Raw genomic sequence first — 25,946 nt, 5'->3', positions numbered from 1 at the left:
GCGTGGACCGGGTCAGCGCCGCGTCGACCACCGCCGCCGCGTCCTTGCGGCTGATCCCCTCCGGCCGGACGCGCTCGCCCCGGTCCCGGCCGAGCCAGTCGGCGTAGCCGACGACCGCCGCCAGCGCCCGCACCCCGTCCTCGGGCATGGGGTAGGCGGCACACACGCCCCCGCGGTGACCCCCCGCATCCCCAGGTAGGTGGCCACGCAGGGCTTGTCGCTGCGGGAGACCGCCTCCCCCACGGCCGCCACGACCTGGGGGTCGATCTGGGCCAGCGGCGGGATGAGGGCCACGACGAGGGCGTCGACCCGCTCGTCGGCCAGCGCGGCGTCGACCGCCTCGCGGATGGTCGCGGTCACCGCCTCGGAGGGCACGGCGACCGGGCCGTGGGCCACGTGCAGCCCGCCCGCGGTGGCCGCGTCGGCGGCCAGCGACCCCAGGGCGTCGTTGTTGGTGACGATCGCGACCCGGTTGCCGCGCGGCAGCGGCTGGTTGAGGACGAGCTGGGCGACGTCGAAGAGCTGGTGGGCGTTGTCGACCCTGATCACACCCGACTGGCGCAGCATCTCGGCGAAGGTCTCCGGGCGCTCCTTGGTGGTGCGGACCCGGTGGCCGCGGGGGGTGGCGTACTTACCCACGCCGGACTTGACCACGATGACCGGCTTGGCCCGCGACAGCTCCCGGGCGATGCGGGAGAACTTGCGCGGGTTGCCCATCGACTCCAGGTAGAGCCCGACGGCGGAGGTGGCCGCGTCGTCCATCCAGTACTGCATGAGGTCGTTGCCGGAGATGTCGACCCGGTTGCCCGCGGAGGCGAAGGTGGAGATCCCCAGCCCCCGGCGCCTGGCCGAGGCGAGCACCGCGATGCCCAGCCCCCCGGACTGCGCGAAGAGCCCGAGCGACCCGTGCGGCGGGACCTGGTCCTCGGCGGCGAGCGAGGCGTTGAGCCGGACCTCGGGGTCGGTGTTGATGAGGCCGAAGCTGTTGGGGCCCAGCACGCGCATCCCGAAGCGTCGCGCCGAGAGCAGGAGCTGGTGCTGCAAGGCGGCACCCTCCGGGCCCACCTCCGCGAAACCCTCGGACGGCACGACGACGGCGCGCACCCCGGCGTCGGCGCACTCCTCCAGGGTCTCCAGGACGTCGGCCGCCGGCACGGCGATGACCGCCAGTTCGACGCCGCCCTCGATGTCACGGACCGACCGGATCGTCGGGTGCCCGTGGATCTGCGTGCCCGGCTCGGCCCGGTTGTTGACGGCGTGGACCGGGCCGGTGAACCCGGCGTCGACGAGGTCCTCGAAGAAGGCCGGCCGATGGTGCCGGTGCGCCGGCTGACCCCGATGACGGCCACCGACCTCGGGTGCATGACCCGCCGCATCGAGCGGGACTCAGCACGGTGCTCGCGGCTCATCCGCACCGCCCGCGAGGCGTCGGTCGGCTCGATGTCGAAGGACACCGCGATGACGCCGTCGTCGAACTCGTGGGCCACCTCGTAGCCCGCGTCGCGGAAGACCGAGATCATCTTGCGGTTCTGCGGCAGGACGTCGGCGATGAACCGGGTGACGCCGTCCTCCCGGGCGATGTCGGCGAGGTGCTCCAGCAACACCGAGCCGATCCCCCGGCCCTGCTCGTGGTCGGAGACGTTGAAGGCGACCTCGGCGACCGGCCCTCCGGGCTCGATCCGGTCATAGCGTCCGATCCCCGACAGCCTGCCCCGGATGAGCACGACCAGGGCCACCCGGTCGCTGTAGTCGATGTGGGTGAACCGGTGCACGTCCTTGGCGGACAGCTGCTTGATCGGCGCGAAGAAGCGCAGGTAGATGGACTCCTCGGACTGCCCGGCGTGGAACTCCTGCAGGGCCTCGGCGTCCGTGGGCAGGATCGGCCGGACGTGGGCGATCATGCCATCGGCCAGGACGATGTCCGCCTCCCACTCCTGCGGGTATCCGGGGGGCAGCTCCGCCGAGTCCGTCATGGCCCCAGTCTGGCACCAGCCCCGTGGCCGCCGCCTGCCAGGATCGGAGTATGGAGCTGCGCGAGGTGGTCGGTCGGCGACGGATGTGCGGGCCTACGACCCCGGGCGCCCGGTGCCCCCCGAGGGTGGTGCGGCGGGCCCTGGCGCACGCGCTCCGGGCGCCGAGCGCCGGCTTCTCGCAGGGCTGGGACTTCCTGGTGCTGGACGACCCGGCCGACCGGGAGCGCTTCTGGACCACGACCGCGGGCGAGGTGCCCGAGGAGCAGATGGACAGCTGGCTGCGGGGGGTCCGGACGGCGCCCGTCCTCATCCTGTGCCTGTCGGACCCGGACCGGTACCTCGACCGCTACGCCGAGCCGGACAAGGGCCGCACCGACCGCTCCCCGGCGCACTGGCCGATCCCCTACTGGGACGTCGACACCGGGATGGCCGCGCTCCTCATCCTGCTCACCGCCGTCGACGAGGGACTGGGCGCCCTCTTCTTCGGGGTCCCCCCGACCCGGCACGCCGCCGTGCGGGCGGCCTTCGGGGTCCCGGAGGGCCGGCGTCTGGTGGGGGTGGTCTCGCTCGGGTATGCCGTGCCGCACCGTCGCTCCCGCTCGCTGCGGCGGGGTCGCCGACCCTTCGACGAGGTCGTCCACGGGGCTCGGTTCGGCACACCCTGGTCGGGCTGACCCGCGCGCGGACCGGTCCTCCAGGTCACGATCGGGTCACGATCGGTCCGACCTGGCAACGGATCGGACGCGCCGGAACATCATGGGGGTAGTGGACGGCGCGCAGGGGGCGCCGTCCCCACCGAAAGGCAGGGCAGAGCATGACGACCCTCACCTCGCGCGACCCGCGGGTCCACCCGCACCGGGAGCCCCGCCCGCTGGCCTCCCAGGTCGCCCACCCGTTCGAGCACTCCCCCGAGGTCCTGCTGGCGCTCTCCGTCGTGCTCGTGGTCCTCGCCGGCCCGGTGGCGCACGCCCTGGCCCCGGGCAGCGCGGTCGTGGCCCTCGTCTCGGTCGTGGTGCTCGCGGTGGGCATCGTGCTCGCCGTCGCCGGGGCCGGTCGGCTGCTGCGGTCCTGACCCGACCGGCCGGGCCCCGCGGCCCTCACGTGATCGAGGACCGTGCCCGCAGGAACTGGTCGACCTCGGCCGCCGTGGGCGACGTCGTGGGGCCCCTGCGGGTGACCTTGATCGCCCCCGCGGCGTTGGCGCGGCGGCACACCTCGACCCAGTCCTGGCCCTCGACGAGCCCCGCGCACAGCACCCCGGTGTGGGTGTCCCCGGCGCCGTTGGTGTCGAGCGGGGTCTGCGGGAAACCGGGCACATAGGTGACAGTGCCGTCGACGCGGACGAAGCACCCCTGCGGACCGTCCCGGACCACGGTCACGGCGTCGGGTCCGAGCAGCGAGGCGACCTGGTGGCAGGACTCCTCCACGGTCCCGGCGCCCGTGAGCTCGGCGGCCTCCTGGGCGTTGGAGGTCCAGACGGAGGTGCGGGCCAGCACCCGTTCGCGCAGGCCGGCCGCGAAGCCGGCGAAGGCGGCCCCGGGGTCCAGGACCACACGGACGCCGTCGTGCAGGGCCTCGAGCCACTCCAGCAGCGGGCCCACGGTGGGCTCGAAGAGCGAGTAGCCGGTCACGCACACCACGTCGCCGGCCACCGGGGCCGAGGTCGCCAGCGACGCCACGCTGATCCGCCGCTCGGCGGCACGCGTGGTGATGAAGGTGCGCTCCGCCGTCGGCTCGACCAGGACGACGCACACGGCCGTGTCCAGGTCGGGCACGGGCGGGGAGCTGACCGTGACCCCCTCCGCCGCCAGCACCTCGCGCACCAGGTCGCCGTTGGGGCCGGTCCCGACCGCGCCGGCCTGCACCGTGACGGCGCCCTGCCGGGCCGCCGCGACGAGGATGGTGACCGACCCGCCGGCGTGGCGGGTGGTGGTGCGCGCGTTCACGTTGCCGCCTCGGGGAGGCAGCTGCGGCACCTCGACGACGAGGTCCACCAGGGCCTGCCCGGTGTGGATCACCCGGGGGCGCCCACCTGCGGAGGGTGCGGTCATGGGAGCACAGCCTGCCACGGCATACCCTCGGGTCCATGACGACCCGCACCCCCACCCAGCAGGTCCTGGCCGCGCTGCCGCCCCTCCGCCCCTGGCTCGAGGACCTCTACCGTCACCTGCACGCCCACCCCGAGCTGTCGATGGCCGAGCACCGGACGGCCGAGCGGGTCGTGCAGGAGGTGCGCGGTATGCCGGGCGGGGACGACCTCGAGGTCGTTCCCGGGATCGGGGGGACCGGGGTCGGGGTCGTGGTCCGGAACGGCGAGGGCCCGTCGGTCCTGCTGCGCGCCGACATGGACGGGCTGCCGGTGCTGGAGGACACCGGGCTGGACTACGCCGCGACGGTGCGGGCGACCCGGGCCGACGGGGAGACGGTCCCGGTGATGCACGCCTGCGGCCACGACACGCACGTCGCGACCCTGCTGGGGGCGCTGCGGCTGCTGCTGGCGGAGCGGGAGGCCTGGGACGGCACGGTGGTGGCGGTCTTCCAGCCGGCGGAGGAGCAGTTCAACGGGGCCGAGGCGATGGTGGCCGACGGTCTCGTCGACCGGCTGCCCCGGCCCGACGTCGCGCTGGCCCAGCACGTCCTCCCCGGCCCGGCGGGCAGCGTGCTCCTCGCCCCCGGCCCGATCATGGCCAGCTGCGACGACTTCCGGGTCACGCTGCACGGCAAGGGTGCGCACGGATCGGCGCCGCACCTGGGGATCGACCCCGTCGTCATGGCCGCCTCGCTGGTGATGCGGCTGCAGACCGTCGTGTCGCGGCAGATCTCCCCGCAGGCGACGGCCGTGGTGACGGTCGGGCGCATCCAGGCGGGCACCAAGACCAACATCATCCCGGCCTCCGCCGTCATCGAGGGCACCGTGCGGACCTACGACGACCAGGTCGCCCGGCAGTGCCTGGAGCTGATCGGACGCACGGCCCGGGCCGAGGCGCTGGCCTGGGGCGCCCCGGAGCCGAGGTCGAGACCTTCGACCACCTGCCCGTCACCGACAACACCCCGGCCACGACCGAGCTGGTCCGGGCCGCCCTGGTCACCGAGCTGGGCGAGGCGCAGGTGCGCCCCTTCGAGCCGGAGATGGGCTCGGAGGACTTCTCCGAGCTGGCCAACGCCTGGGGCGTCCCCTACTGCTACTGGGGCTTCGGCGCCTTCGACGCCACGGCCTGGGCGGAGGCCGAGGCCAGGGGCAGCGCCGAGCAGGAGTTCCCGTCCAACCACAGCCCCCACTTCGCTCCGGTGCTGCAGCCGATGCTGGACACGGGCGTGCGGGCGATGGTGGCCGCGGCCATGGTCTGGCTGGGGGGTGGGGCGCGGCAGTCGTAGGCCTCAGAGCCGGGAGGGCAGGGCGATCCGCCGCGCCAGAGCGCCATCCAGGCCGCCCCGCCCAGCGCCAGGCCCCCGACCGCCAGGACGGCGGCCTGGGTGGTGGCCAGGAGCAGGAGCACGGACACCAGCCCGGGGCCACCCAGCACCCCGACGTTGGAGAAGATCGCCCAGATGCCCAGGAACCGGCCCCTGCCGACCGGTGGGCTGAGGTCGGCCCCGATCGTCATGTTGATGCCGGCCCCCAGCCCGTTGCCGACGGCCATCACCGCCACCGCACCGACCACCCCCCACCAGCTGCCGGCCAGGGGCAGGAGCAGGAAGCCGCCGCCGTAGACGACCAGGCAGGTGACCAGCACCGGTGAGCGGCCCAGCCGGTCCTTGAGCACGCCGGCGGGGAACATGAGCAGGATCTCGACCGCGGCTCCCACCGCCACGGCCAGCGAGATCTGGGCGGCCCCCAGCCCGATCTGCACGCCCCACAGCTGGATGAGCACCGGCTGCGCCACGCGCGCGACCGCCAGGGTGCTGATCGCCACCCCCGCCAGCAGGACGGCGTCCCACCGCACGTCCAGCCCGCCCGGCGACCCGTCCAGGGCCGGGCCGTCGGGGGTGGCGTGGACCGTGCGCCGACCCGGTGTGTCGTACCCCTCCTCGTGGCGCCCCCCGAGGCGGGGGCTGTAGAGGATCGCCAGCGCAAGCAGGCTGCAGAGCGTCGAGAGCACGTAGACCGACCACAGCGGCAGCGCGAGCATGAGCAGACCGCCCAGCAGGGGGCCCACCAGGGCCCCGATCCGCATCGTGCCGCCCAGCGCGGTCATGGCCCGCCCGACCTCGCGGGTGGCGACTCGCTCGGCGACGTAGGCCTGCCGCGCCAGCGACCACACGTTGACCGCCGGCGCCCGCAGGAAGGTCGAGAGCATGAACAGGACCAGCGCGCCCGGCCCGGCCCAGACCAGGGACGCCACGGTCACGGCGGTGAGCACGGCCGCCGCCGCAGTGGCCAGGAGCATCGCCCGGCGGTCCCCCACCCGGTCGATGAGCCGACCGGCGGGCACCGTCGTCGCCAGCGAGATGGCCCCCACCACGGCGACGAGAAAGGACGCCAGCGCGGCCGAGGCACCCAGGTCCATCGCGGCCAGGACCGACACGGGGACGGTCGCGCCGGCGGCCACGCCGAACAGGACCGACGGTGCCAGCACCGGCCACAGCAGGCGTCGGTACATGGAGCTCCCGCTCGGTGGGGTCGGCGGCAGGGTCGGCACGATCGCCGATCGTCTCACGCCGCCGGCGCCGCACTCACCTCACTGGGCGGTCCACCCGCCGTCCATCGTGTAGGACGCCCCCGTGACCATCCCCGCCTCCTCCGAGACCAGGAACGCCACCAGACCCGCGACCTCCTCCGGCTCGATCAACCGCCGCACCGCCGCCTTCGTCAGCATGATCTTCTCCAGCACCTCCTCCGCCCCGATCCCGTGCGCCCGCGCCTGATCCGCCACCTGCGCCTCCACCAACGGCGTCCGCACATACCCCGGGTTCACACAGTTGCTCGTCACCCCCCGCCCCGCACCCTCCAGCGCCACCACCTTCGACAACCCCTCCAACCCGTGCTTGGCCGACACGTACGCCGACTTGAACGCCGAGGCCCGCAACCCGTGCGCCGAGCTCACGTTCACCACCCGCCCCCACCCCTGCGCATACATGTGCGGCAACGCCGCCCGCACCAGCAGGAACGGCGCCTCCAGCATCAACCGGTGGATCAACCGGAAGTCTCTGGGTCGAACTCCTCCACCGGCGCCACCCGCTGCACCCCCGCGTTGTTCACCAGCACGTCACACTCCAGCCGCACCTCCTCCAACGCCGCCGTGTCCGACAGGTCCACCACCCACGTGCTACCCCCCACCGCCGCAGCCACCCGCTCCGCCGCCTCACCGTCCCGGTCCGCCACCACGACCCGGTGGCCGTCCTGGGCGGACCGCCGGGCGATCGCCTCGCCGATGCCGCTGCCTCCGCCGGTGACCAGCACTGTCCGTGTCGCCATGGGACTCCTTACGAGATGTCGGGATGGTGCCCAGGGTCGCCAGCGGCTGCCCCGGGATGCCTGGCTCGATCGTGGGCCGCCCCCTCGTCGCTGTCCATGTCCTGGGGGCACACTGGGTTCGCGCAGTTTATGTGACGACACGACATAGATCGCGGACGGCCCGCCACCTAACGTTCCCGCCATGACCGAAGCCACCTCCTCCGTCGCGCTGTCGGCACGTGGCCTCACGAAGGACTTCCGCGGCTTCAAGGCCGTGAAGAACGTCGACCTCGACGTCGTCGAGGGTGAGGTGCACGCGCTCGTCGGCCCGAACGGCGCCGGCAAGACGACCCTGTTCAACCTCTTGACCGGCTACCTCAAGCCCACGAGCGGCACGATCGAGGTGCACGGCAAGGACATCACCGGCAAGGAGCCGGAGCAGATCGCGCACCTGGGCGTGGCCCGGTCCTTCCAGATCACGAGCCTCTTCGACAACCTCACCCCGCGCGAGCACGTCGAGCTGGCCCTGCAGGGCATGGAGGGCGGGGGTATGCGGTTCTGGAGCTCGGACCGCACGCTGCGGCGCTACGCCGACCAGGTGGACCGGATCGTCGACCAGGTCGGCCTGACCTCCCTGCAGACCCGCCCGGCGGGCGAGCTGGCCTACGGGCAGAAGCGGGCCCTGGAGATGGCGATCGTGCTCGCGATGGACCCGCAGGTGCTGCTGCTGGACGAGCCGACCGCCGGGATGGGACGTGAGGACGTCGACCGCACAATCGAGCTCGTGCGCCGGATCGCGGAGGGGCGCTCGGTCGTCTTCGTCGACCACAACATGCACGTCGTCGGCAGCCTGGCGCACCACGTCACGGTCCTCATGGCCGGCGAGGTGCTGGCCCGCGGCACCTACGACGAGGTGCGGGGCGACGAGCGGGTCATCACCGCCTACCTCGGGGAGGACACCCATGCTTGAGATCTCCGGGCTGCAGGCCTTCTACGGGGACGCCCAGGCCCTGCACGGGGTGGACGTCACGGTCGGTCAGGGCGAGGTCGTCACCCTGGTCGGGCGCAACGGTGCCGGGAAGACCACCCTGCTGCGCTGCATCATGGGGCTCCACCGCGACATCCGGGGCACCATCACCCTCGACGGGCAGGACGTCACCAAGCTGCCCGCGCACCAGCGGGCCCGCAGGGGCCTGGGCTGGGTCCAGGACGACCGCGGCATCTACGCCACGCTCAACGTGGAGGAGAACCTCACCCTCCCGCCGATCACCCACGCCGAGACCGCGTGGTCGCTCAAGCAGGTCTACGAGGCCTTCCCGGTGCTGGCCGACCGTCGGCGCGCCCCCGGCACGACCCTGTCCGGCGGTGAGCAGCAGATGCTGGCCGTCGCCCGCGTGCTGCGCACCGGGGCCTCGGTCCTGCTGCTGGACGAGCCGAGCGAGGGTCTGGCCCCGGTCATCGTGCAGCGGATCCGCGACATCGTGCTGGAGGTCAAGCAGCGCGGCACGACGGTGCTCCTCGTGGAGCAGAACGTCAAGTTCGCGGCCACCGTCGCCGACCGCCACTACGTCCTGGCCGAGGGCCACGTCGCCACCAGCCTGGACAACGAGGAGTTCACCGCCCGCCAGGGCGAGCTCCTCGAGTACCTCGGCATGTGACCGCACACCCCTGCCGGCACGCGGCACCCCGCACCCCCTGCCCCTTCCTCGACACATATCCCGCACCACTCAAAGGAGAGCACCACGATGAGCACGAAGCGACTGGTCATGACGGCTGCAGCAGCAGCCGGCGCCCTCACCCTGTCCGCCTGCGGGAGCGGCGGCCCGGGCGGCGCCGACGGCGAGTTCACCGACGACAAGGTCGTGCTGGCCGTCCTCAACGACGCCAGCGGCGTCTACAAGGACGTGTCCGGCCCGAACTCGGTGAAGGCCGTCGAGATGGCCGTGGCCGACTTCCAGGAGAAGTACGGCGACGAGGCCGTCGTCGACACCATCGAGGTGACCTCGGCCGACCACCAGAACAAGCCCGACGTCGCCAACACCCAGGCCCAGGCGCTCTACGACCGGGAGATGGCCGACATCATCCTCGACGTGCCGACCTCCTCGGCGGCGCTCGCCGTCGCCACCCAGGCCGCCGAGAAGAAGAAGCTCTACATCAACATCAGCGGCGGCACCACCGAGCTCACCAACGCGCAGTGCAACAAGTACACCTTCCACTGGGCCTACGACACCTACCAGCTGGCCCAGACCACCGGCACCGCGGTCACCGAGGGCGGCGGCACGGACTGGCAGATCATCTACCCTGACTACGCCTTCGGCCAGGACATGAACAAGAACTTCACCGCGGCGATCGAGGCCGCCGGCGGAACGGTCGGCGGCAGCATCGCCACCCCGTTCCCCAATGACAACTTCTCCACCTTCCTCACCCGTGCGGCCGCCGAGGATCCCGACATCATCGGCACCATGCAGGCCGGCGGTGACCTCATCAACCTCGTCAAGCAGTACAACGAGGCGGGCCTGAAGGACCAGGGCATCGGCCTCGCGGTGGGCCTCATGTTCATCACCGACATCCACTCCCTGGGTGTCGAGGAGATGGAGGGCGTGCAGTTCGCCGACGCGTGGTACTGGAACTTCGACGACGAGAACCGCGAGTGGGCCGACCGCTTCATGGAGGAGACGGGTGTCCGCCCGTCCTTCGCCAACGCCGGCAACTACTCCGCGGCGATGAACTACCTGGAGGCGATCCAGGAGGAGGGCACCGACGACGCCGACACCATCGTGGCGCACCTGGAGGGCAAGGAGATCGACGACTTCTTCCTGCGCAACGGCAAGGTCCGGGCCGAGGACCACCGCGTCATCCACGACGTCTACCTGGCCCAGGTCAAGGCCCCCGGTGACGTCGAGGAGGACTGGGACTACCAGGAGATCATCGCGACCATCCCGGCCGAGGACGCCTTCATGCCGCTGGAGCAGTCCACCTGCGAGATGGGCGACTGATCTCGGGTCCACACCCGAGACCCGCTGAGAGAACGGGGAGCCGGGCGCTGCGGCGCCCGGCTCCCCCCGCCCGAGGAGAGGCATGAACGAGATCCTGCAGTACACGGTCCAGGGCCTGGCGGCCGGGAGCTTCTACGCCCTCGCCGCGCTGGGCCTGGCCGTCATCTTCGGCGTCCTCGGCGTCGTGAACTTCGCCCACGGCGCCGTCTACATGCTCGGCGCCGTCACCGCGGCGGTGCTCCTGGACACGCTCGGGGTGAACTTCTGGCTCGCGCTGATCGTCGTGCCGGTCCTGCTCTTCATCTTCGGGGTGCTCCTGGAGCGGGTGTTCATCAGCCGGTTGATCGCCCTGGACCCCCTCTACAACTTCCTGCTGACCTTCGGCCTGACCCTGCTGCTGGTCGACCTGGTCAAGCGCCAGTACGGCGTCTCCGGCCTGCCCTACACCCGACCGGAGATGCTGTCGGGGCAGCTGCAGGTGGGTGAGATCCGACTCCCGACCTTCCAGGTCTTCGTGCTCGTCTTCTCGGTCCTGGTCTGTCTGGCCGTCTGGTTGCTGCTGACCCGCACCAAGATCGGCATGATCGTGCGGGCCTCGACCGAGAAGGCGGAGCTGACCCGGGCCCTGGGCGTGGACGTCAACAAGTGGGTCACCCCGGTCTTCGGCTTCGGCATCGCCCTGGCCGGCCTGGCCGGCGTGCTCGCCGCCCCCTTCCGCGCCATCACGGCGGACATGGGCTCCAGCTTCATCATCATCCTCTTCGCGGTCGTGGTCATCGGCGGCCTCGGCTCGATCCTCGGCGCCGTCGTGGCCGGCTTCCTGGTCGGACTCGTCGAGGTCTTCGGCCAGGCCTACGCGCCGGCCCTGTCCCAGATCGTCATCTTCATCCTCATGGCCCTGGTCATCCTCCTGCGACCGGCCGGCCTGTTCGGAAAGGAGGAGCACGCGTGAGCACCCCCGTCGACACCGCGGACACCACCGTGGAGCGTTCTCCCGACCAGCCCGCCGGCTTCCTCGGCCGCTCCGCCCGACGCTGGGGCCTGCTGGGCCTGGGCCTGGTCGTCGCCGTGGCCCTCCCCTGGTTCGTCTACCCCCCCGTCGCCATCGACATCATCTGCTGGGCCCTGTTCGCCGTGGCGCTCGACCTGCTCCTCGGCTACGCCGGGCTCCTGTCCTTCGGCCACGCGGCGTTCTGGGGCGGCTCGGCCTACGTCGCCGGACTGGTCTCGATCGAGCTCGGCCTGCCCTTCCCCGTCGCCGCCCTGGTCGGGGCGCTCTTCGCCATGGCGCTGGCCCTGCCGATCGGGCTGCTGTCGGCCAAGCGCAGCGGCATCTACTTCGCGATGGTCACCCTGGCCTTCGCCCAGATGCTCTTCTTCATCGTCAACCAGTGGCGGGGCCTCACCGGCGGTGAGAACGGCCTGCAGAGCGTCCCGGTCAACTTCTTCGGCATCGAGGCGGTCGAGGACGAGGCGTTCTACTTCTACTACGCGGCGCTCCCCATCATCGTGGCCGGTATGTGGTTCGCCTGGCGGGTCGTCCACTCGCCCTTCGGGCGGGTGCTCGTCGCCACCCGTGACAACCCGGCACGCGCCCGGGCCCTCGGCTACGACGTGGAGCGCTACCGCGTCGCCGTCTTCGTCATCTCCGCGGGGCTGGCGGGCCTGGCCGGTGGCCTGTTCGCCATCAGCCACGGCTTCGTGTCCCTGCAGGAGGTCGCCTGGCAGACCTCCGGCAAGGTGGTCCTCATCACCGTCCTCGGTGGCATCGGCACCCTCTGGGGCGGGATCATCGGGGCGGCGATCATCGTCCTGCTCGAGGACTACCTCGCCACCTCCGGCTTCGACGGCATCGGCATCATCACCGGATCGATCTTTATCCTCATCGTGCTGCTCTTCCGCCGTGGGGTGTGGGGCACCTTCTCCGACCTCGTGCTCCACCGGGGCCGACGGCGCACCGATGAACCCGGGCGCCGCCGACGGGGAGGAGTGAGACCCGTGCCCTACCGTCGCCGGAGCAGGTCGATACCCGACCGGTCGCGGTGATCGGGGCGGGCACGCTCGGCCGCCGGATCGCCCTGATGATGGCCGACCGCGGCGGCACGGTCCAGGTCCACGAGCCGGACGCGTCGGTGCGCGAGTCCGCGCGTCGCTACCTGGACGCGACGCTGCCCGAGGTGGCCGCCGGCATCGAGGGCGGTGCCGTCGGTACGGTCCACCTCCTGGACGACCTCGCCGGTGCCCTCCGGAGCGCCTGGTTGGTCGTCGAGGCGGTGCCGGAGCGGCTGGAGCTCAAGCGGGAGGTCTTCGCCCAGCTGGACGCGGCGGCCGAGCCGGACGCCATCCTCGCCTCCAACTCCAGCTCCTACGCCACGGCCGACTTCGCCGACGCGGTGTCCTGCCCCGAGCGTCTGCTCAACACCCACTTCTACCAACCCCCCGAGCTCAACGCGGTCGAGCTCATGAGCTCCGGGTCGACCGACCCGGCGATCATCGACCTGCTCGTGGAGCGCCTCCCCCGGCACGGGCTCCCCACCTTCGTCGCGCACGCCAGGTCGACCGGGTTCATCTTCAACCGGATCTGGGCGGCCATCAAGCGCGAGTCCCTGCGGGTCGTCGCGGACGGGGTGTCGACCCCGGGTGACATCGACGCCATCTGGCAGCTCACCTTCGGCACCGGCTTCGGTCCCTTCGGCCTGATGGACCGCGTGGGCCTCGACGTGGTGCGCGACATCGAGCGGCACTACCTGGCCGAGGACCCCACCCTGGACGACCGGCAGCTGCGGGTGCTGGAGGAGTACATCGCGCGCGGCGACCTCGGGGTCAAGACCGGCCGCGGCTTCTTCGACTACCCCCCGGAGGCCTGAGCCTCCCGGCGGCGTCGGGCGTGGTCGACGAACCACTCCATCGCCTCCGGGTTGGCCACCGACTGCACGTTCACGGCGCTGCTCGGGGCCACGCCGCTGAACAGTCGCTTGACGGGCACCTCGACCCGTTTGCCGGAGTGGGTGACGGGGATCTGGGGTGCCTGGACGATCTCGTCCGGCAGGTGCCGGGCGGAGCAGCGCCGACGGATAGCCTCCCGGATCCGGCGCTCGAGACCGTCGTCCAGCGTCTCCCCGTCGGTCAGGACGACGAAGAGGGGCATCCAGTAGTCGCCGTCGGGCTGCTCGGCACCGATGCACAGCGAGTCCCGCACCTCCGGGACCTCCTCCAGCGCCGCGTAGATGTCGGCGGTCCCGAGGCGCACCCCCTGCCGGTTGAGGGTGGCGTCCGAGCGTCCGTGGACGACGAAGCCGCCACGCGTGGTCTCGGTGACCCAGTCCCCGTGGCGCCACACGCCGGGCCAGGTGTCGAAGTAGGCGTCCCGGTAGCGCGAGCCGTCCGGGTCCTCCCACAGACGGACGGGCATCGACGGCATCGGACGGGTGATGACCATCTCGCCCACCTCCCCGACGACGCGCCGGCCCTGCTCGTCCCAGGCCTGCACGTCCACGCCCAGGGCGGGCCCCTGCAGCTCGCCGAGGTGGACGGGCTGCAGCGGGTTGGAGCCGAGGAAGATCGAGCAGATGTCCGTCCCGCCGGAGTCGCTGCCCAGGTGGGCGGCAGGTGCGGCCGCCTCGTGGAACCAGCGCCACGTCGAGGCCGGGAGCGGCGACCCGGTGGACAGCACCGAGCGCAGGCGGTGGAGATCCCGGTCCTCCCCCGGTCGCAGGCCGGCGCCCTGCACCATCTGCAGGTACGCGGCGCCGGTGCCGAACGCGGTCGCCCCCGTCAGCTCCAGGATCTCGAACAGGCGGCCGGGTCCCCGCAGGACGGGCGACCCGGCGTAGGTCACCACCGAGGCACCCGCCACCAGGGTGTTGACCAGCAGGTTCCACACCACCCAGGAGGTGTTGGCGGCGACGAAGTAGCGGTCCCCCGGGCCGACGTCCTGCTGCAGCCCGACCATCTTCAGCGCCTCCAGCGTGATGCCGCCGTGGCCGTGGACCAGGCCCTTGGGCCGCCCGGTGGTGCCGGAGGAGAACAGGACCCACAGGGGGTGGTCGAAGGGGACACGGGCATGGTCGGCCTCCACCTCGGCCGTGAGCCGGCTGAGCCCGGCTCCCAGGGCCGTGCGGTCCCCAGGGTCGGCCTCGGGGTCCAGGAGACGGGCCAGCAGGGTATGCCGCACCGAGGGCAGGCCGGCCTCGACGGCCGCCAGGTGCTCGCCGAGCTCCACCCGGCGCCCGTTGAAGACGTAGCCGTCGCACCCGATGAGCACGACCGGCTCCAGCTGGGCGAGCCGGTCGACGGTGGCCGCCGGAGACAGGTCGGGGCTGGCCACCGCCCAGACGGCCCCGACGCTCGCCGTCGCGAGCATGGCGACGATGGTGACCGGCACGTTCGGCAGGCTGGCGACCACCCGGTCGCCAGGACCGACGCCGAGGCGGCGCAGGTGGGAGGCCAGGGAGGCGACCTGGCGCTCCAGCTGCGCCCAGGTGGTGGTCGTGAGGGTGTCGTCCTCGCCCACGTGCACGACGGCCGGCTCGTCGGCCAGGGCGGGGTCGGCGGCGTGACGCAGGGCGTTCTCGGCGAGGTTCAGCCGCGCGTCGGGATACCACACCGCACCCGGCATCCGGTCCTCGACGAGCACCCTCCCGTCGGCCCGCGCGTCCTGGAGGCCGTCTCCGACGACGTCGAAGAACTCCCGCACCCCGTCCCAGAACGCCGGCAGCTCCCGGACCGACCAGGCGTGCGCGGTGGGGTAGTCGGGCAGCTCCAGGCCGTGCTGCTGCTCCATCCGGCGCAGGAAGCCGGTGAGGCGGGCGGCCTCGAGGCTCTCCGGCGTCGGGGACCAGGTGATATCGGGCATGCTCGAAGCCTAGGTCGGGTCAGTCCCGCAGCACCTGGCGCAGCCGGACCGCCAGGGCCAGCTCGAGCAGGCGGTCAGGACCTTGCCAGCCGTTCCCCAGGAGTTGCCCGATCCGGTCCAGCCGCTGGGTGACGGTGTTGGGATGCACGTGCAGGCGCTCGCCCGTCCGACCCAGGTGGCGGTCCTCGGCCAGCCAGGCGGCCAGCGTCTCCAGCAGCGCCGTGCGACGCTCGCGGTCGTAGTCCAGGACGGGGCCGAGGTGCCTGGTCACGTAGTCCGAGGGGGCACCGCCACCGAGGAGCAGGCCGACGAACCCGAGCGAGGGGGCGTCGGCCACCTCGCCCCTGCGGCCGAGCGACAGCAGCGCCTCCAGGCAGCTGGTCGCCTCGTCGTACGCGGACCGGACCCCCTCCACTCCGGTGACGGGGCCGGCGACACCGGCGGTGAGGGGCGCCCGTCCGACGGTCCGGCGGGTGCGTCCCTGGCTCGCCCCGGAGTTCGGGGGGGCACCGCCCGCGCGGTCGACGACATACCGGCCGGCCCCGACGGCGTCCTGCCCGGGCAGCACCAGGACCACGCGGTCCCCGACCTCGGCGCACAGGCCCCCACCTGCGGCGGCGTGGTCCTTGGCCCACTGGACCGCCACCGGGTCCGCCCCGGCGGCCACGACCACCGCGTGCGGCCGGGCGAGGTCGACGCCGAGCACGCTGGCGCGCGCCGCCAACGACCCCGTCCGGCGCGCCCCAGGAGCAGGTCCACGAGAAGGTCGCCGCGCATCCGGGACTCGGTCTCGGCCACGTTGCGCTGGACGGCCATGATGAGCGCGGCGGTGCCGGCCGCGCGCTCCAGGATGCGCCGGTTCAGGTTGTCCACCTCGGAGTCCATGAGGACCGCCGCCATCGGCGCCCCTCCGGCCCACACCGGTGACACGCTGAGCCCGTCGCCGACGTGGGTGCGGTTGTCCCGCAGCGCCTGGGCGACGAGATCGGCGCCGGCCGGGCCGGGCTCCCACGCGGGGTCGCTGGTGGCCAGGGTCGCGCCCTGGGCGTCCAGGACGAGGACCGGCTCCCCCAGCACCTCCCCCAGCTCCTTCGCCACGTCGCTGAGGTCCCCGCCCTGCAGCACCACGTGGGCGAGCCGGTCGTGCGCGTCGGCGGCCCGCTGCGACTGCTCGGCGGAGCGGCGCAGCAGCTCCCCCGCTTCCTGCAGGTCCGCCACGGCGGCGGCGCTCTCCTGCGTACGGCGCGCGTTGTCGATCGCCAGGGCCGCGTGACCGGCGAAGCTGCTTAGCAGGTTGATGTCCTCGCGCCCGAAGCCCCGGTGGTCGTGGTTGGCGGCGTAGAGCACCCCGATGACGGTCCGGCCGAGCAGGAGGGGCACGGCCACGATGGCGTTGAGCTCCTCGCCCCGCACTGCGGTGTCGACCTTGCGGGTGTGGAAGAACCGGGCGTCGTTGAAGTAGTCGGCCGTGGCGTAGGGCCGGGCGGTCTGGGCGACCAGGCCGCCCAGGCCCTCCCCGAAGTCGAGCCGGACGTGGCGGAACTGCTCGGAGTGGATGCCCTGCGTGACCCGCATGTAGGTGTGCCCGGCGTCGTCGTCGTTGAGCGAGAGGTAGGACACGTCGGCCCCGAGCAGGGTGCGGGCCCGGCGCACGATGGCCTCCAGGACGTCGTCGAGGTCCTTGAGCGCCGCCAGGTCGGAGACGGTCTCGTGGAGGGCCACCAGCTCGGACTCCCGACGGCGCCCGGTCTGCCGCAGGGAGTGGACCCGCAGCGCCAGGTCGTGGACGCGCACGAGCGCACCCTCGTCGGCCCCCGCGTCGAGCTCGCGGCGCAGCAGACCCTCGAGGTCCTCGACGGGCCGGTCCTCGGCGAGCAGCTCCAGGTAGCGCTCGGCCACGTCAGGCAGGCTCATCGTCCCCTCCGCCGGCGCGACGCAGGACCACCTCGGCGGCGACGAGGTCCTCCAGGGAGGTGCCCACGGACTTGAAGACCGTGACCTCGTCGTCGTGCTCCCTGCCCGGGCGGCGGCCCGAGGCCAGGTCGGCCAGGGTCCCCAGGATGTCGGACGCGCGCAGCGCCCCGCGGGCGACGGGTCCGGCCAGGTCACCGGACTCGTGCACCGCCGCCTCGATGTCGACGAAGACCCGCGCCCGGGTGACGAGCGCCTCGTCCGCCTCCACCATGCCGGGCGTGAAGGAGCCGATGAGGTCCACGTGCGTGCCGGGACCGACGTCCTCGCCCAGGACGAGCGGGCTGGTGGCGGAGGTCGCGCACGAGACGACGTCGGCCCGGCGGACCGCCTCCCGGAGGGCCTCGACCCCGGGGGCGACGGCCTCGGCGGCCACGCCCTCCTCGCGCAGCTGACGCGCGAGCGACTCCGCCTGCTCGTGCCGCCGGGCCCAGACGCGGGTCAGTGCCACGTCCCGGACCGTGGCGTAGCAGGCCGGCAGGGCCGCGCTGACGTTGCCGCTCCCGACGAGCAGGTGCTCGCGGACGCGCCGGGGCGCCAGCAGGTCGGCGGCCAGCGCGCTGGCGGCGGCGGTGCGCCACCGGGTGAGCTCCGTGCCGTCCAGGACCGCCAGCGGGGCACCCGTGGCGGCGTCGTGGACGGCGTAGAGCGCGTGGATGGCCGGGAGGCCGCGACGTCCGTTGTCCGGGTGGTGGGTCGTGACTTTGACCCCGAGCAGCCCGTCGCGGCGCCACGCCGGCTTGAGCAGGAGCGAGGTGCCGACGCTCTCGTCCAGCGGCATCGTGACCCGGTCCGGCACCACCGTGGTGCCGGGGTCGGAGAAGGCCGTCCGCAGGGCGGCGACCAGCTCGGTCGGGTCGAGGTGGTCCCGCACCTGGCCAGCGTCGAGGAGGCGCACGTCACCGCTGCTCATGCCGCTCACCCAACCACACCGGCCGCAGCGCGCTCCTGCGGGTCAGGGGTTCTCGAGGCGGCGGACGATCCGCTGCACGGTGAGCCAGGTCCGGGTCGTGATGTCCCGCCCGTAGGTCCGGTCCAGCCAGGCCATGAACTCCGTGGTCCGTCCCTCGACGGAGTTGTCGGTGACCGCGAGGAAGGCGCGGGCCTCGGCGTCGAAGCCCACCACGCCGGAGGCGGGGTCGGCCCACTCCGACAGATCGGTCGGTGGTGCGGCGCCGTCCTTGACGAAGGTGGCGGTGAGGTAGGTCCCCCGCCCGTGGGTGAGGCCCGGGAAGGGGTCGCTGTCCAGCAGGGCCCGCAGCTCCTCCAGGGACCGGATGATCGTCCCGCCGGGGATGCCCAGCGTCTCGTGCAGCGCCTGCTGCACCGTGGCCTCCAAGGTCGGCACGTCCTGCTCCGGCGCGGTGAAGACGAGGTTGCCGCTGGCCAGGACGGAGGCGACCTGCTCCATACCGAGGTCGTGCAGGACCCCGCGCAGCCGATCGTTGGCCATCGCCGGGTTGCTCGGCATGATTCCCCGCAGCAGGGCCGCGTACCTCGTCACGGGACCGACGATAGCGAGCCGGGATCTCTGCCACCGGGATCTGAACCTTCTGCCCGGCCGCGACGACATCCAGGTAGCGGGGTCCGCAGGGGTGCCCCGCGAGAGCGAAGGAGCGTGCCATGAAGGTCCGACCCGTCCTGACCGCCCTGGTCTGTGCGCTGGGCGTGAGCCTGGCGCCCGGCCTCGGGGCGACCGCCTCCCCCACGGTGACGGCGGCCGCACCGGTCCCCCAGGCCCCGACCATCCAGGACGGTGACCTCGACTTCACCGTGGAACGGCTCGCGGGGTCGGACCGGTACGCGACCGCGACCGCGATCTCGCGCGAGTTCACGGCCGCCGGTGTGCCGGTCGTCTACGTCGCGGCCGGCGGCTCCTTCGCCGACGCCCTGAGCGCCGGCCCGGCCGCCGCCCGCGGTGGTGCCCCCGTGCTCTTCGTGCGCCAGACCGGCATCCCGTCCGCGACCGCCACGGAGCTGACCCGGCTGCGCCCGGGCCGCATCGTCGTCGTCGGCGGCTCCGCCGTCGTCGGTGACACGGTGCTGGCCGCCCTGCGCTCCTACACCACCGGCACGGTCACCCGGGTCTCCGGGACGGACCGCTTCGGCACCTCCGTCGCCGTGAGCAGGAGCGCCTTCCCCGGTGGCGCGGACACCGTCTACGTCTCCACGGGGCGGAACTGGCCGGACGCCCTGTCCGGCGGCGCCGCGGCCGTGGTGCAGAACGCCCCGGTGCTGCTCAGCGACACCAGCTCCGTGCCCTCCGCCGTGCTGGCCGAGATCGACCGGCTGGACCCGTCGCGGATCATGCTCGTCGGTGGCACCAGCGCGGTCTCCGATGCCGCCGCAGCCCAGCTGCGAACGATCGCCACGACCGAACGGATCTCCGGCGCGGACCGCTACGCCACCGCGCTCGCCGTGTCGCAGCGGGTCTTCGGCCCGGACCGCCCCGGCGTGACCATCGCCACCGGCACCGACTACCCCGACGCCCTGGCCGGCGTTCCTGCCTCCCGCATCACCCGCGGCCCGATCCTCCTGGCCCGCACGAGCAGCCTGCCGGGCTCCGGCGAGCTGGACCGGATCACCCCGACCACGGCCTACCTGCTGGGTGGCACCGGCGTGCTGTCCATCGACGTGGCCCGGGCGGCCCAGCGCGAGCGCGGGGTCTGCTGGGCCGGCCCGACCCTCCTCGGCGGGTCCCAGCAGGTGCTCAGCACCGTGCCCGGCACGACCAGCAAGAAGATGGCCTTCACCCTGGACATGGGCGGCAACCTGGCGGGGGCGACGGGCATCGTCGACTTCCTCGTCGAGCACCAGGTGTGCACGACCTTCTTCCCGACGAGCATCATGGCGGACACGACCGAGGGACGTCGGGTGATGGCCAGGATCGCCGCCCACCCCGAGCTCTTCGAGGTCGGGAACCACACGGTCCACCACTGCGACCTGGTCAACGGTGGTGGAGGCTCGCCCAGCGCCGCCCCCTGCGCCGTGCCGATGACCCAGGCCTTCGTGCGCAGCGAGATCGCGAACGCGCAGCCCGTGCTCCAGCGCCTGGCCGGTATGGAGATCCGCCCGCTGTGGCGGCCGCCGTACGGCTCCCACAACGCCTGGGTCCGCGACCAGGCCGCGGCGGTCGGCTACCCCATCACGGTCTACTGGGGCCGCGACACCATCGACTGGGACCCGGACACGACGACCGCGCAGATCGTGGCCCGGACCACCAGCCCCCTGCCCCCCTCGGGGACGATCGTGCTGGCCCACCTCGGGGGCTTCCGCACCGCGGACGCCCTGCCCCAGATCGTGAGCATCCTGCGGGCGAACGGCTACACGATGACGACGGTGTCGGACCTGCGTGACGGCTGACCGCGGCCCTCAGGCGAGGTCAGGGTCCGCGAGCCCGGAACGGCCCGCAGACCCTGACCTCGCCGCCCGGCGCACGAGCCGGACGAGGGTCCACAGGTAGAGCCCGACGAAGCCCACGGTCAGGGCGATGGCGGCGACGTTCAGGGCCGTGAGACCCCCGTCGCCGCCATCGCTGCACGCGGTGTTGCCGGCGGCGTCGGTCTGGCACACCTCACCGGTCGTGACGAACGCCAACGCGCCCGCGACGATCGCGATCCAGGGCGCGAGGCCCAGCACCAACGCACCCCACACCTTGTCGGTCACGCTCCAGCGGCGGGACAGGACGAGCAGCACGAGGCCCCCGACCCACAGCACGACGTTGACCAGCGGCAGCCAGAAGAGCAGGGTCCCGCCGACCAGGCCGACCAGCGCGCCGACCTCGCGCCAGGCGTCGGGTCGCTCCGCGTGGAACGTCGGCCCCTCACCTGGTCCCGCGCCACCGGCCGCGTCCACGAGGTCGACGGGGTCGCCGAGCCGGTCGAGGACGTCGCGCACCTCGCTCTCGGCGGGCTCAGGCGGCAGGGCCGCCACGAGGTGCTCGCGGATCTGCGCCTCCAGCTCCCGCCCCTCGGGGACGGGCAGCCGCACGGTCTCGGCGTGCAGCCGGTTCAGGTAGTCCAGCACCAACGGGTGCTCCAGGGCTGTTCTCATGATCCTGACCCCTTCCGGGTGAGCATGCGGTCGACGGCACGCGCGAAGTCGGTCCAGGACCGGGTGAACTCGGCGAGCGCCGTCCGACCCTGGGGCGTGAGCGAGTAGTACCGGCGGGGCGGCCCGCTCGGTGACTCCCGCCAGGAGGTGCGCACGAGCTCCTCCTTACGCAGCCGGCTGAGCAACGGGTAGATGGTGCCCTCGCTCGCGAGCAGGCCGGCCTGCGCGAGCTCGGTGACGAGGTCGTAGCCGTAGCGCTCCTCGTCCTGCAGCAGCGCCAGGACGCAGTGCTCCAGCACTCCTCTGCGGAGCTGGGTCACCGCCTGGGACGCTGCCATGCGTCACAAGGTACTCCCCTCTACCTTGTCGCGCAAGGGACCGGCGGCCCGGGACGGGCCGCGCCTGCGCGGCCTGCCGGGGCGCACCGCATACCCTGAGGCGGACCGCACGCCCTCGAGGACCCCAGCACAGGAGCACGACCGACCCATGGCCCGCCGCCGCACGCGCCCGCAGAGCGAGGACCTCTTCGATGTCGAGGAGAAGATCGTCGAGGTCGACGTCCAGGAGGAGATGGAGGGCGCGTTCCTGGAGTACGCCTACTCGGTCATCTACTCCCGCGCCCTCCCGGACGCCCGCGACGGGCTCAAGCCGGTCCAGCGCCGGATCCTCTACGCCATGACCGAGCTGGGGCTGCGCCCCGACCGTGGTCACGTCAAGTGTTCGCGCGTGGTGGGCGAGGTCATGGGTAAGTACCACCCGCACGGGGACACCGCGATCTACGACGCGATGGTGCGCATGGCGCAGCCGTTCACCATGCGGCTCCCGCTGGTGGACGGGCACGGCAACTTCGGCTCCCTCGACGACGGCCCCGCCGCCAGCCGCTACACCGAGGCCCGGATGGCCTCGGCCGCGTTGCTCATGACGGCGAGCCTGGACGAGAGCACCGTCGACTTCGTCCCCAACTACGACGACCAGCTCCTCCAGCCCGAGGTGCTACCGGCCGCCTACCCCAACCTGCTCGTCAACGGGGCGACCGGCATCGCGGTCGGGATGGCGACCAACATGCCGCCGCACAACCTCGTGGAGGTCGTCGGTGCCGCCCGGCACCTCATCGCCCACCCCGAGGCCGACCTGGACGCCCTCATGCGCTTCGTGCCCGGCCCCGACCTGCCACTGGGTGGGCGGATCGTGGGGCTCGACGGCATCCGGGAGGCCTACGAGTCCGGACGCGGCTCCTTCCGCACCCGCGCCAGCGCACGGATCGAGAACGTCACGGCCCGCAAGAAGGGCATCGTCGTCACCGAGCTGCCCTACCTCGTCGGCCCGGAGAAGGTGATCGAGAAGGTCAAGCAGCTGGTGCAGTCCAAGAAGCTGCAGGGCATCTCCGACATCATCGACCTGACCGACCGCACCAAGGGCATGCAGCTGGTCATCGAGATCAAGACCGGCTTCAACCCCGAGGCGGTGCTCGAGGAGCTCTACCGGCTGACCCCGATGGAGGAGTCCTTCGGCATCAACAACGTGGCCCTGGTCGAGGGGCAGCCCCGCACGCTGGGCCTGCGCGAGCTGCTCCAGGTCTACGTCGACTTCCGCACCGACGTCGTGCGCCGGCGCACCGAGCACCGGCTGGGCAGGAAGCAGGACCGCCTCCACCTGGTCGAGGGCCTGCTCGTCGCGATCCTCGACATCGACGAGGTCATCCAGCTCATCCGCGCCGCCGAGGACGTCGCCACCGCCCGCACCCGCCTGATGCAGGTCTTCGACCTCTCCGAGATCCAGGCCAACCACATCCTGGACCTGCAGCTGCGCCGGCTCACGAAGTTCTCCCGCCTCGAGCTGGAGACCGAGCGCGACGAGCTGCAGCGTGAGATCGAGCGGCTGCAGGCGATCCTCGCCGACCGGCAGCTGCTCCTCACCGTGGTCTCCGACGAGCTGGCCGAGGTCGCTCGGGAGCACGGCACCCAGCGCCGCACCGTCCTGCTCGAGTCCTCCGGGGCGCAGGGTATGTCGTCCGCCGCCACCCTGGCCGCCGGCCGGTCGGCCGCGGGCGCCGACCTCGAGGTGGCGGACGACCCGTGCCGGGTGCTGCTCTCCTCCACCGGGCTGCTGGCCCGCACGACGAGCGGCGAGGAGCTCGGCACCGGTGGGCGCCGCAAGAAGCACGACGTGCTCCTGTCCAGCGTCCTCACCACCGCCCGCGGGCACGTGGGCGTGGTCACCAGCGCGGGGCGGGTGCACCGCCTCTCGGTCGTCGAGCTGCCCACCCTTCCGCCCACCGCCGACTCCCCCGACCTCTCCGGCGGCGCCCCCCTGTCGGCCTACCTCGACCTACCGCCGGGGGAGAAGGCGCTGACCCTGTGCACCCTCACCGGCGACGGCGCGGGGCTGGCGCTGGGCACGGCCCAGGGGGTGGTCAAGCGGGTCAACCCCGACTACCCGTCCAACCGGGAGGTGTTCGAGGTGGTCGGGCTCAAGGACGGGGACACCGTCGTCGGTGCGGTCGAGCTGGGCACCGGGGAGGAGTCGCTGGTCCTCATCTCCTCCGACGCCCAGCTGCTGCACTTCCCCGCCGCGGTCGTCCGCCCCCAGGGGCGGTCGGGCGGTGGCGTCGCCGGGATGAAGCTCTCGCCCGGGGCGAGCGTCGTGTCCTTCACCGCCGTCGACCCCGCCGTCGAGAACGCCGTCGTCACGGTCGCCGGGCCGGCCGGGGCCCTGCCCGGCTCGGAGCCGGGATCGGTCAAGGTCACCGACCTGTGGGCCTACCCCGCCAAGGGTCGCGCGACCGGTGGTGTCCGGTGCCACCGCTTCCTGCGGGGCGAGGGCGCCCTGATGCTCGGGTGGGCCGGCGCGGCACCCCCGCGGGCCGCCGCGAGCAGCGGGGTCCCGGTCGAGCTGCCCGAGACCGGTGACAAGCGGGACGGGTCGGGCGTGCCGGCCGCCGCACCCGTCGCCGCGGTCGGACCCGGCGCGTCCGAATAGGCCCACGAGACCCTGAGCAGGTACGATGGTCCCAGCGCCCTCGCACCGTCTCACCTCGGGGCGCTTGATCATGCCGGCCCCCAACGGGCCGGCTAAGGTCGCGCCGCCCCCGGGCCTGCGCGCCGGGTGAGACGCCGCATACGTCTCGAAAGACTCTCTCTGTGACCTCCAGCTTCGCCGACCTCGGCGTGCCCGCTTCCCTGCTCTCGGCGCTGAACGAGCGCGGGATCACCAGCCCCACCCCCATCCAGGCCGCCACCCTCCCCGACTCGCTCGCGGGCCGGGACGTCCTGGGCCGCGGCCGCACCGGCTCCGGCAAGACCTACGCCTTCCTGCTGCCGCTCACGACGCGCCTCATGGCCGACCGGGCCGCCACCGCGCGCCGGGGCCGTGCCCCCCGGGCCCTCGTGCTGGCCCCCACCCGGGAGCTGGCCCGTCAGATCGAGGAGTCGCTGGCCCCGCTGGCCCAGGTGGCCGGCCTGTCCACCCTCACCATCTTCGGCGGCGTCGGCCAGAACCCTCAGGTCCGCGCCCTGCAGGCCGGCGTCGACGTCCTCGTCGCCACGCCGGGCCGCCTCGAGGACCTCATCGGTCAGGGCCACGTCGACCTGGGCCACATCCAGGTCACCGTGCTCGACGAGGCGGACCACATGTCCGACCTGGGCTTCCTGCCCGCCGTCAAGCGCCTCCTGGACCGCACCCCCCGTCGCGGTCAGCGCATGCTCTTCTCGGCCACCCTCGACGGCGCCATCGACGTGCTCGTCAAGCGCTACCTGGACGCCCCGGTGACCCACCATGCCGACTCCGCCCAGTCGCCGGTCTCCGCGATGACCCACCACGTGCTGCACGTCGACGCCGCCGAGCGCGTGCACGTGCTCACCGACCTGGGGGCCGCCCCCGGCAAGGTCATCATGTTCACCCGTACCAAGCACGGCGCCAAGAAGCTGGCCAAGCAGCTCAACGCGGCCGGCGTCCCCGCGGTGGACCTGCACGGCAACCTCAGCCAGAACGCCCGCGTCCGCAACCTGGACGCCTTCTCCTCCGGCCAGGCCCCCACCCTGGTCGCGACCGACATCGCCGCCCGCGGCATCCACGTCGATGACGTCGCCCTGGTCGTCCACGCCGACCCGCCGGTCGAGCACAAGGCCTACCTGCACCGCTCCGGCCGCACCGCGCGCGCCGGCAACGAGGGCACCGTGGTCACGCTCATGACCGACGACCAGGTCCGCGACGTCCGGTCCCTGACCCGCGCGGCCGGCATCAAGCCGGTCACCACGCGCGTCGACCGTCGTCACCCGCTGCTGAGCGACCTGGCTCCCGGTGAGCGCACGCTCGTGCCGGGCGGGTATGCCGTCGAGGTCCCGCCCCAGGGCTCGTCCCGTCCGGGCCGCGGCGGCTCCGGCGGCGGTGGGGGGCGCGGCCGGGGCCAGTCCTCCGGCGCCCCCTCCTCCTCGCGCGGGGGGTCGGGCCAGCGCACCGGTCGTCAGGGCGCTGGCGGGCAGGGTCGGGGCCGGTCCCAGGCCGGTGCGGACCGCCGTGGTCAGGCCGGGGGCCAGGGGCAGTCGCGCTCCGGCGGTCGGCGCGCGGCAGCCAGCTCCGGCGGGTCGGTCGTCGCCTTCTCCACCTCCTCCGGCGGGGGTCGCGGCCGCCGCTGAGCACCCGCGGGGATGACGCACGTCACCCCCGTGATCTCCCCCACGCACGCCCGCTGAGGTGGGACGATG

21 protein-coding genes and 6 pseudogenes are annotated in these 25,946 nt (G+C 73.0%); 13 read left to right on the top strand and 14 right to left on the bottom strand.

The genetic code is table 11. The features are described 5' to 3' along the window. Positions 1 to 12 precede the first annotated feature (12 nt). Complete coding sequence (locus tag E3Z34_RS19715) at positions 13 to 1,005, bottom strand: hypothetical protein (RefSeq protein WP_338043805.1); 993 nt, start codon at positions 1,003 to 1,005, stop codon at positions 13 to 15. Between the two features lie 24 nt (positions 1,006 to 1,029). After that, a pseudogene (locus E3Z34_RS19710) lies at positions 1,030 to 1,227 on the bottom strand (CoA-binding protein); the annotation flags it as partial. On the opposite strand from E3Z34_RS19710, the gene E3Z34_RS19705 reads away from it, so the two are divergent. Further along, positions 1,219 to 1,494 carry a hypothetical protein gene (locus E3Z34_RS19705; RefSeq protein WP_338043791.1) on the top strand — a complete coding sequence of 92 codons (276 nt, stop codon included), beginning with the start codon at positions 1,219 to 1,221 and terminating at the stop codon, positions 1,492 to 1,494. The pseudogene E3Z34_RS19710 and the gene E3Z34_RS19705 overlap by 9 nt on opposite strands. 38 nt (positions 1,495 to 1,532) lie before the next feature. Here the strand turns inward: E3Z34_RS19705 and E3Z34_RS19700 are convergent. Then, positions 1,533 to 1,901: pseudogene (locus E3Z34_RS19700) on the bottom strand (N-acetyltransferase family protein); the annotation flags it as partial. Between the two features lie 122 nt (positions 1,902 to 2,023). Here E3Z34_RS19700 and E3Z34_RS07695 point away from each other — a divergent pair. Further along, a complete protein-coding gene (locus E3Z34_RS07695) occupies positions 2,024 to 2,647 on the top strand; it encodes a nitroreductase family protein (protein WP_134773134.1) in 624 nt (207 codons plus the stop codon). A gap of 140 nt (positions 2,648 to 2,787) precedes the next feature. Continuing rightward, a complete protein-coding gene (locus E3Z34_RS07690) occupies positions 2,788 to 3,045 on the top strand; it encodes a hypothetical protein (protein WP_134773133.1) in 258 nt (85 codons plus the stop codon). Between the two features lie 25 nt (positions 3,046 to 3,070). Here E3Z34_RS07690 and E3Z34_RS07685 read toward each other — a convergent pair whose 3' ends face one another. Then, a complete protein-coding gene (locus E3Z34_RS07685) occupies positions 3,071 to 4,024 on the bottom strand; it encodes a PfkB family carbohydrate kinase (RefSeq protein ID WP_134773132.1) in 954 nt (317 codons plus the stop codon). A gap of 35 nt (positions 4,025 to 4,059) precedes the next feature. On the opposite strand from E3Z34_RS07685, the pseudogene E3Z34_RS07680 reads away from it, so the two are divergent. Continuing rightward, a pseudogene (locus tag E3Z34_RS07680) lies at positions 4,060 to 4,914 on the top strand (amidohydrolase); the annotation flags it as partial. Positions 4,915 to 5,155: 241 nt separating this feature from the next. Here E3Z34_RS07680 and E3Z34_RS07675 read toward each other — a convergent pair. Together E3Z34_RS07675 and E3Z34_RS07670 are read right to left on the bottom strand one after the other, a co-directional pair. Further along, positions 5,156 to 6,574, bottom strand: a complete 1,419-nt coding sequence (locus E3Z34_RS07675; protein WP_338043790.1) for an MFS transporter — start codon at positions 6,572 to 6,574, stop codon at positions 5,156 to 5,158. Positions 6,575 to 6,652: 78 nt separating this feature from the next. Then, positions 6,653 to 7,389 (bottom strand): annotated as a pseudogene (locus E3Z34_RS07670) (3-hydroxybutyrate dehydrogenase). A 181-nt stretch (positions 7,390 to 7,570) separates the two neighbouring features. Here E3Z34_RS07670 and E3Z34_RS07665 point away from each other — a divergent pair. The 6 genes from E3Z34_RS07665 to E3Z34_RS07640 all read left to right on the top strand — a co-directional run bounded on the left by E3Z34_RS07665 (position 7,571) and on the right by E3Z34_RS07640 (position 13,231). Then, entirely contained in the window at positions 7,571 to 8,338 is a 768-nt protein-coding gene (locus tag E3Z34_RS07665) for an ABC transporter ATP-binding protein (RefSeq protein ID WP_134773131.1), read from the top strand. Continuing rightward, positions 8,331 to 9,026, top strand: a complete 696-nt coding sequence (locus E3Z34_RS07660; RefSeq protein WP_134773130.1) for an ABC transporter ATP-binding protein — start codon at positions 8,331 to 8,333, stop codon at positions 9,024 to 9,026. Before E3Z34_RS07665 ends, E3Z34_RS07660 begins: the two co-directional genes overlap by 8 nt. An 87-nt stretch (positions 9,027 to 9,113) precedes the next feature. After that, the gene (locus tag E3Z34_RS07655) at positions 9,114 to 10,364 is read left to right on the top strand and encodes an ABC transporter substrate-binding protein (RefSeq protein ID WP_134773129.1); all 1,251 of its coding nucleotides are present in this window, start codon (positions 9,114 to 9,116) and stop codon (positions 10,362 to 10,364) included. Between the two features lie 82 nt (positions 10,365 to 10,446). Next, positions 10,447 to 11,316: a branched-chain amino acid ABC transporter permease gene (locus E3Z34_RS07650; RefSeq protein ID WP_134773128.1), complete on the top strand. Its 870-nt coding sequence runs from the start codon at positions 10,447 to 10,449 to the stop codon at positions 11,314 to 11,316. Further along, complete coding sequence (locus tag E3Z34_RS07645; RefSeq protein ID WP_134773127.1) at positions 11,313 to 12,410, top strand: branched-chain amino acid ABC transporter permease; 1,098 nt, start codon at positions 11,313 to 11,315, stop codon at positions 12,408 to 12,410. The genes E3Z34_RS07650 and E3Z34_RS07645 overlap by 4 nt, the downstream gene beginning before the upstream one ends. Beyond that, a complete protein-coding gene (locus E3Z34_RS07640) occupies positions 12,407 to 13,231 on the top strand; it encodes a 3-hydroxyacyl-CoA dehydrogenase family protein (RefSeq protein ID WP_238695408.1) in 825 nt (274 codons plus the stop codon). The genes E3Z34_RS07645 and E3Z34_RS07640 overlap by 4 nt, the downstream gene beginning before the upstream one ends. On the opposite strand, the gene E3Z34_RS07635 is transcribed toward E3Z34_RS07640, so the two are convergent. The 6 genes and pseudogenes from E3Z34_RS07635 to E3Z34_RS07620 form a co-directional block, all read right to left on the bottom strand. Continuing rightward, positions 13,213 to 15,219 carry an acetoacetate--CoA ligase gene (locus tag E3Z34_RS07635; RefSeq protein ID WP_134773126.1) on the bottom strand — a complete coding sequence of 669 codons (2,007 nt, stop codon included), beginning with the start codon at positions 15,217 to 15,219 and terminating at the stop codon, positions 13,213 to 13,215. The genes E3Z34_RS07640 and E3Z34_RS07635 overlap by 19 nt on opposite strands. 19 nt (positions 15,220 to 15,238) lie before the next feature. After that, a complete protein-coding gene (locus E3Z34_RS18755) occupies positions 15,239 to 15,490 on the bottom strand; it encodes a PucR family transcriptional regulator (protein ID WP_238695407.1) in 252 nt (83 codons plus the stop codon). A gap of 156 nt (positions 15,491 to 15,646) precedes the next feature. Continuing rightward, positions 15,647 to 15,886 (bottom strand): annotated as a pseudogene (locus E3Z34_RS20205) (hypothetical protein); the annotation flags it as partial. A 641-nt stretch (positions 15,887 to 16,527) separates the two neighbouring features. Then, positions 16,528 to 17,133: pseudogene (locus E3Z34_RS20200) on the bottom strand (GAF domain-containing protein); the annotation flags it as partial. Then, positions 17,120 to 18,103: a bifunctional Delta(1)-pyrroline-2-carboxylate/Delta(1)-piperideine-2-carboxylate reductase gene (gene lhpI / locus E3Z34_RS07625; RefSeq protein WP_134773124.1), complete on the bottom strand. Its 984-nt coding sequence runs from the start codon at positions 18,101 to 18,103 to the stop codon at positions 17,120 to 17,122. The pseudogene E3Z34_RS20200 and the gene lhpI, both read right to left, overlap by 14 nt. A 42-nt stretch (positions 18,104 to 18,145) precedes the next feature. Further along, positions 18,146 to 18,694, bottom strand: a complete 549-nt coding sequence (locus E3Z34_RS07620; RefSeq protein WP_134773123.1) for a DUF1697 domain-containing protein — start codon at positions 18,692 to 18,694, stop codon at positions 18,146 to 18,148. 119 nt (positions 18,695 to 18,813) lie between these two features. On the opposite strand from E3Z34_RS07620, the gene E3Z34_RS07615 reads away from it, so the two are divergent. Beyond that, positions 18,814 to 20,553 carry a cell wall-binding repeat-containing protein gene (locus E3Z34_RS07615; protein WP_134773122.1) on the top strand — a complete coding sequence of 580 codons (1,740 nt, stop codon included), beginning with the start codon at positions 18,814 to 18,816 and terminating at the stop codon, positions 20,551 to 20,553. 9 nt (positions 20,554 to 20,562) lie between these two features. On the opposite strand, the gene E3Z34_RS07610 is transcribed toward E3Z34_RS07615, so the two are convergent. Both E3Z34_RS07610 and E3Z34_RS07605 read right to left on the bottom strand, forming a co-directional pair. Beyond that, on the bottom strand, positions 20,563 to 21,243 hold the full coding sequence (locus E3Z34_RS07610; protein WP_134773121.1) for a DUF1700 domain-containing protein: 681 nt from the start codon (positions 21,241 to 21,243) through the stop codon (positions 20,563 to 20,565). Continuing rightward, positions 21,240 to 21,581, bottom strand: a complete 342-nt coding sequence (locus E3Z34_RS07605; protein WP_134773120.1) for a PadR family transcriptional regulator — start codon at positions 21,579 to 21,581, stop codon at positions 21,240 to 21,242. Before E3Z34_RS07605 ends, E3Z34_RS07610 begins: the two co-directional genes overlap by 4 nt. 148 nt (positions 21,582 to 21,729) lie before the next feature. Between E3Z34_RS07605 and E3Z34_RS07600 the strand changes: the two genes are divergently transcribed. Next, positions 21,730 to 24,222: a DNA gyrase/topoisomerase IV subunit A gene (locus E3Z34_RS07600; RefSeq protein WP_134773119.1), complete on the top strand. Its 2,493-nt coding sequence runs from the start codon at positions 21,730 to 21,732 to the stop codon at positions 24,220 to 24,222. A gap of 161 nt (positions 24,223 to 24,383) precedes the next feature. Further along, positions 24,384 to 25,877, top strand: coding sequence for a DEAD/DEAH box helicase (locus E3Z34_RS07595; RefSeq protein WP_134773118.1), 1,494 nt, complete (start codon positions 24,384 to 24,386; stop codon positions 25,875 to 25,877). Positions 25,878 to 25,946: the final 69 nt, after the last annotated feature.

Source organism: Ornithinimicrobium flavum, from assembly GCF_004526345.1.
In the GTDB taxonomy this organism is placed as follows: domain Bacteria; phylum Actinomycetota; class Actinomycetes; order Actinomycetales; family Dermatophilaceae; genus Ornithinicoccus; species Ornithinicoccus flavus.
Note: the sequence above shows the minus strand (reverse complement) of the source record. Positions and strands in the feature narration are given on the sequence as shown.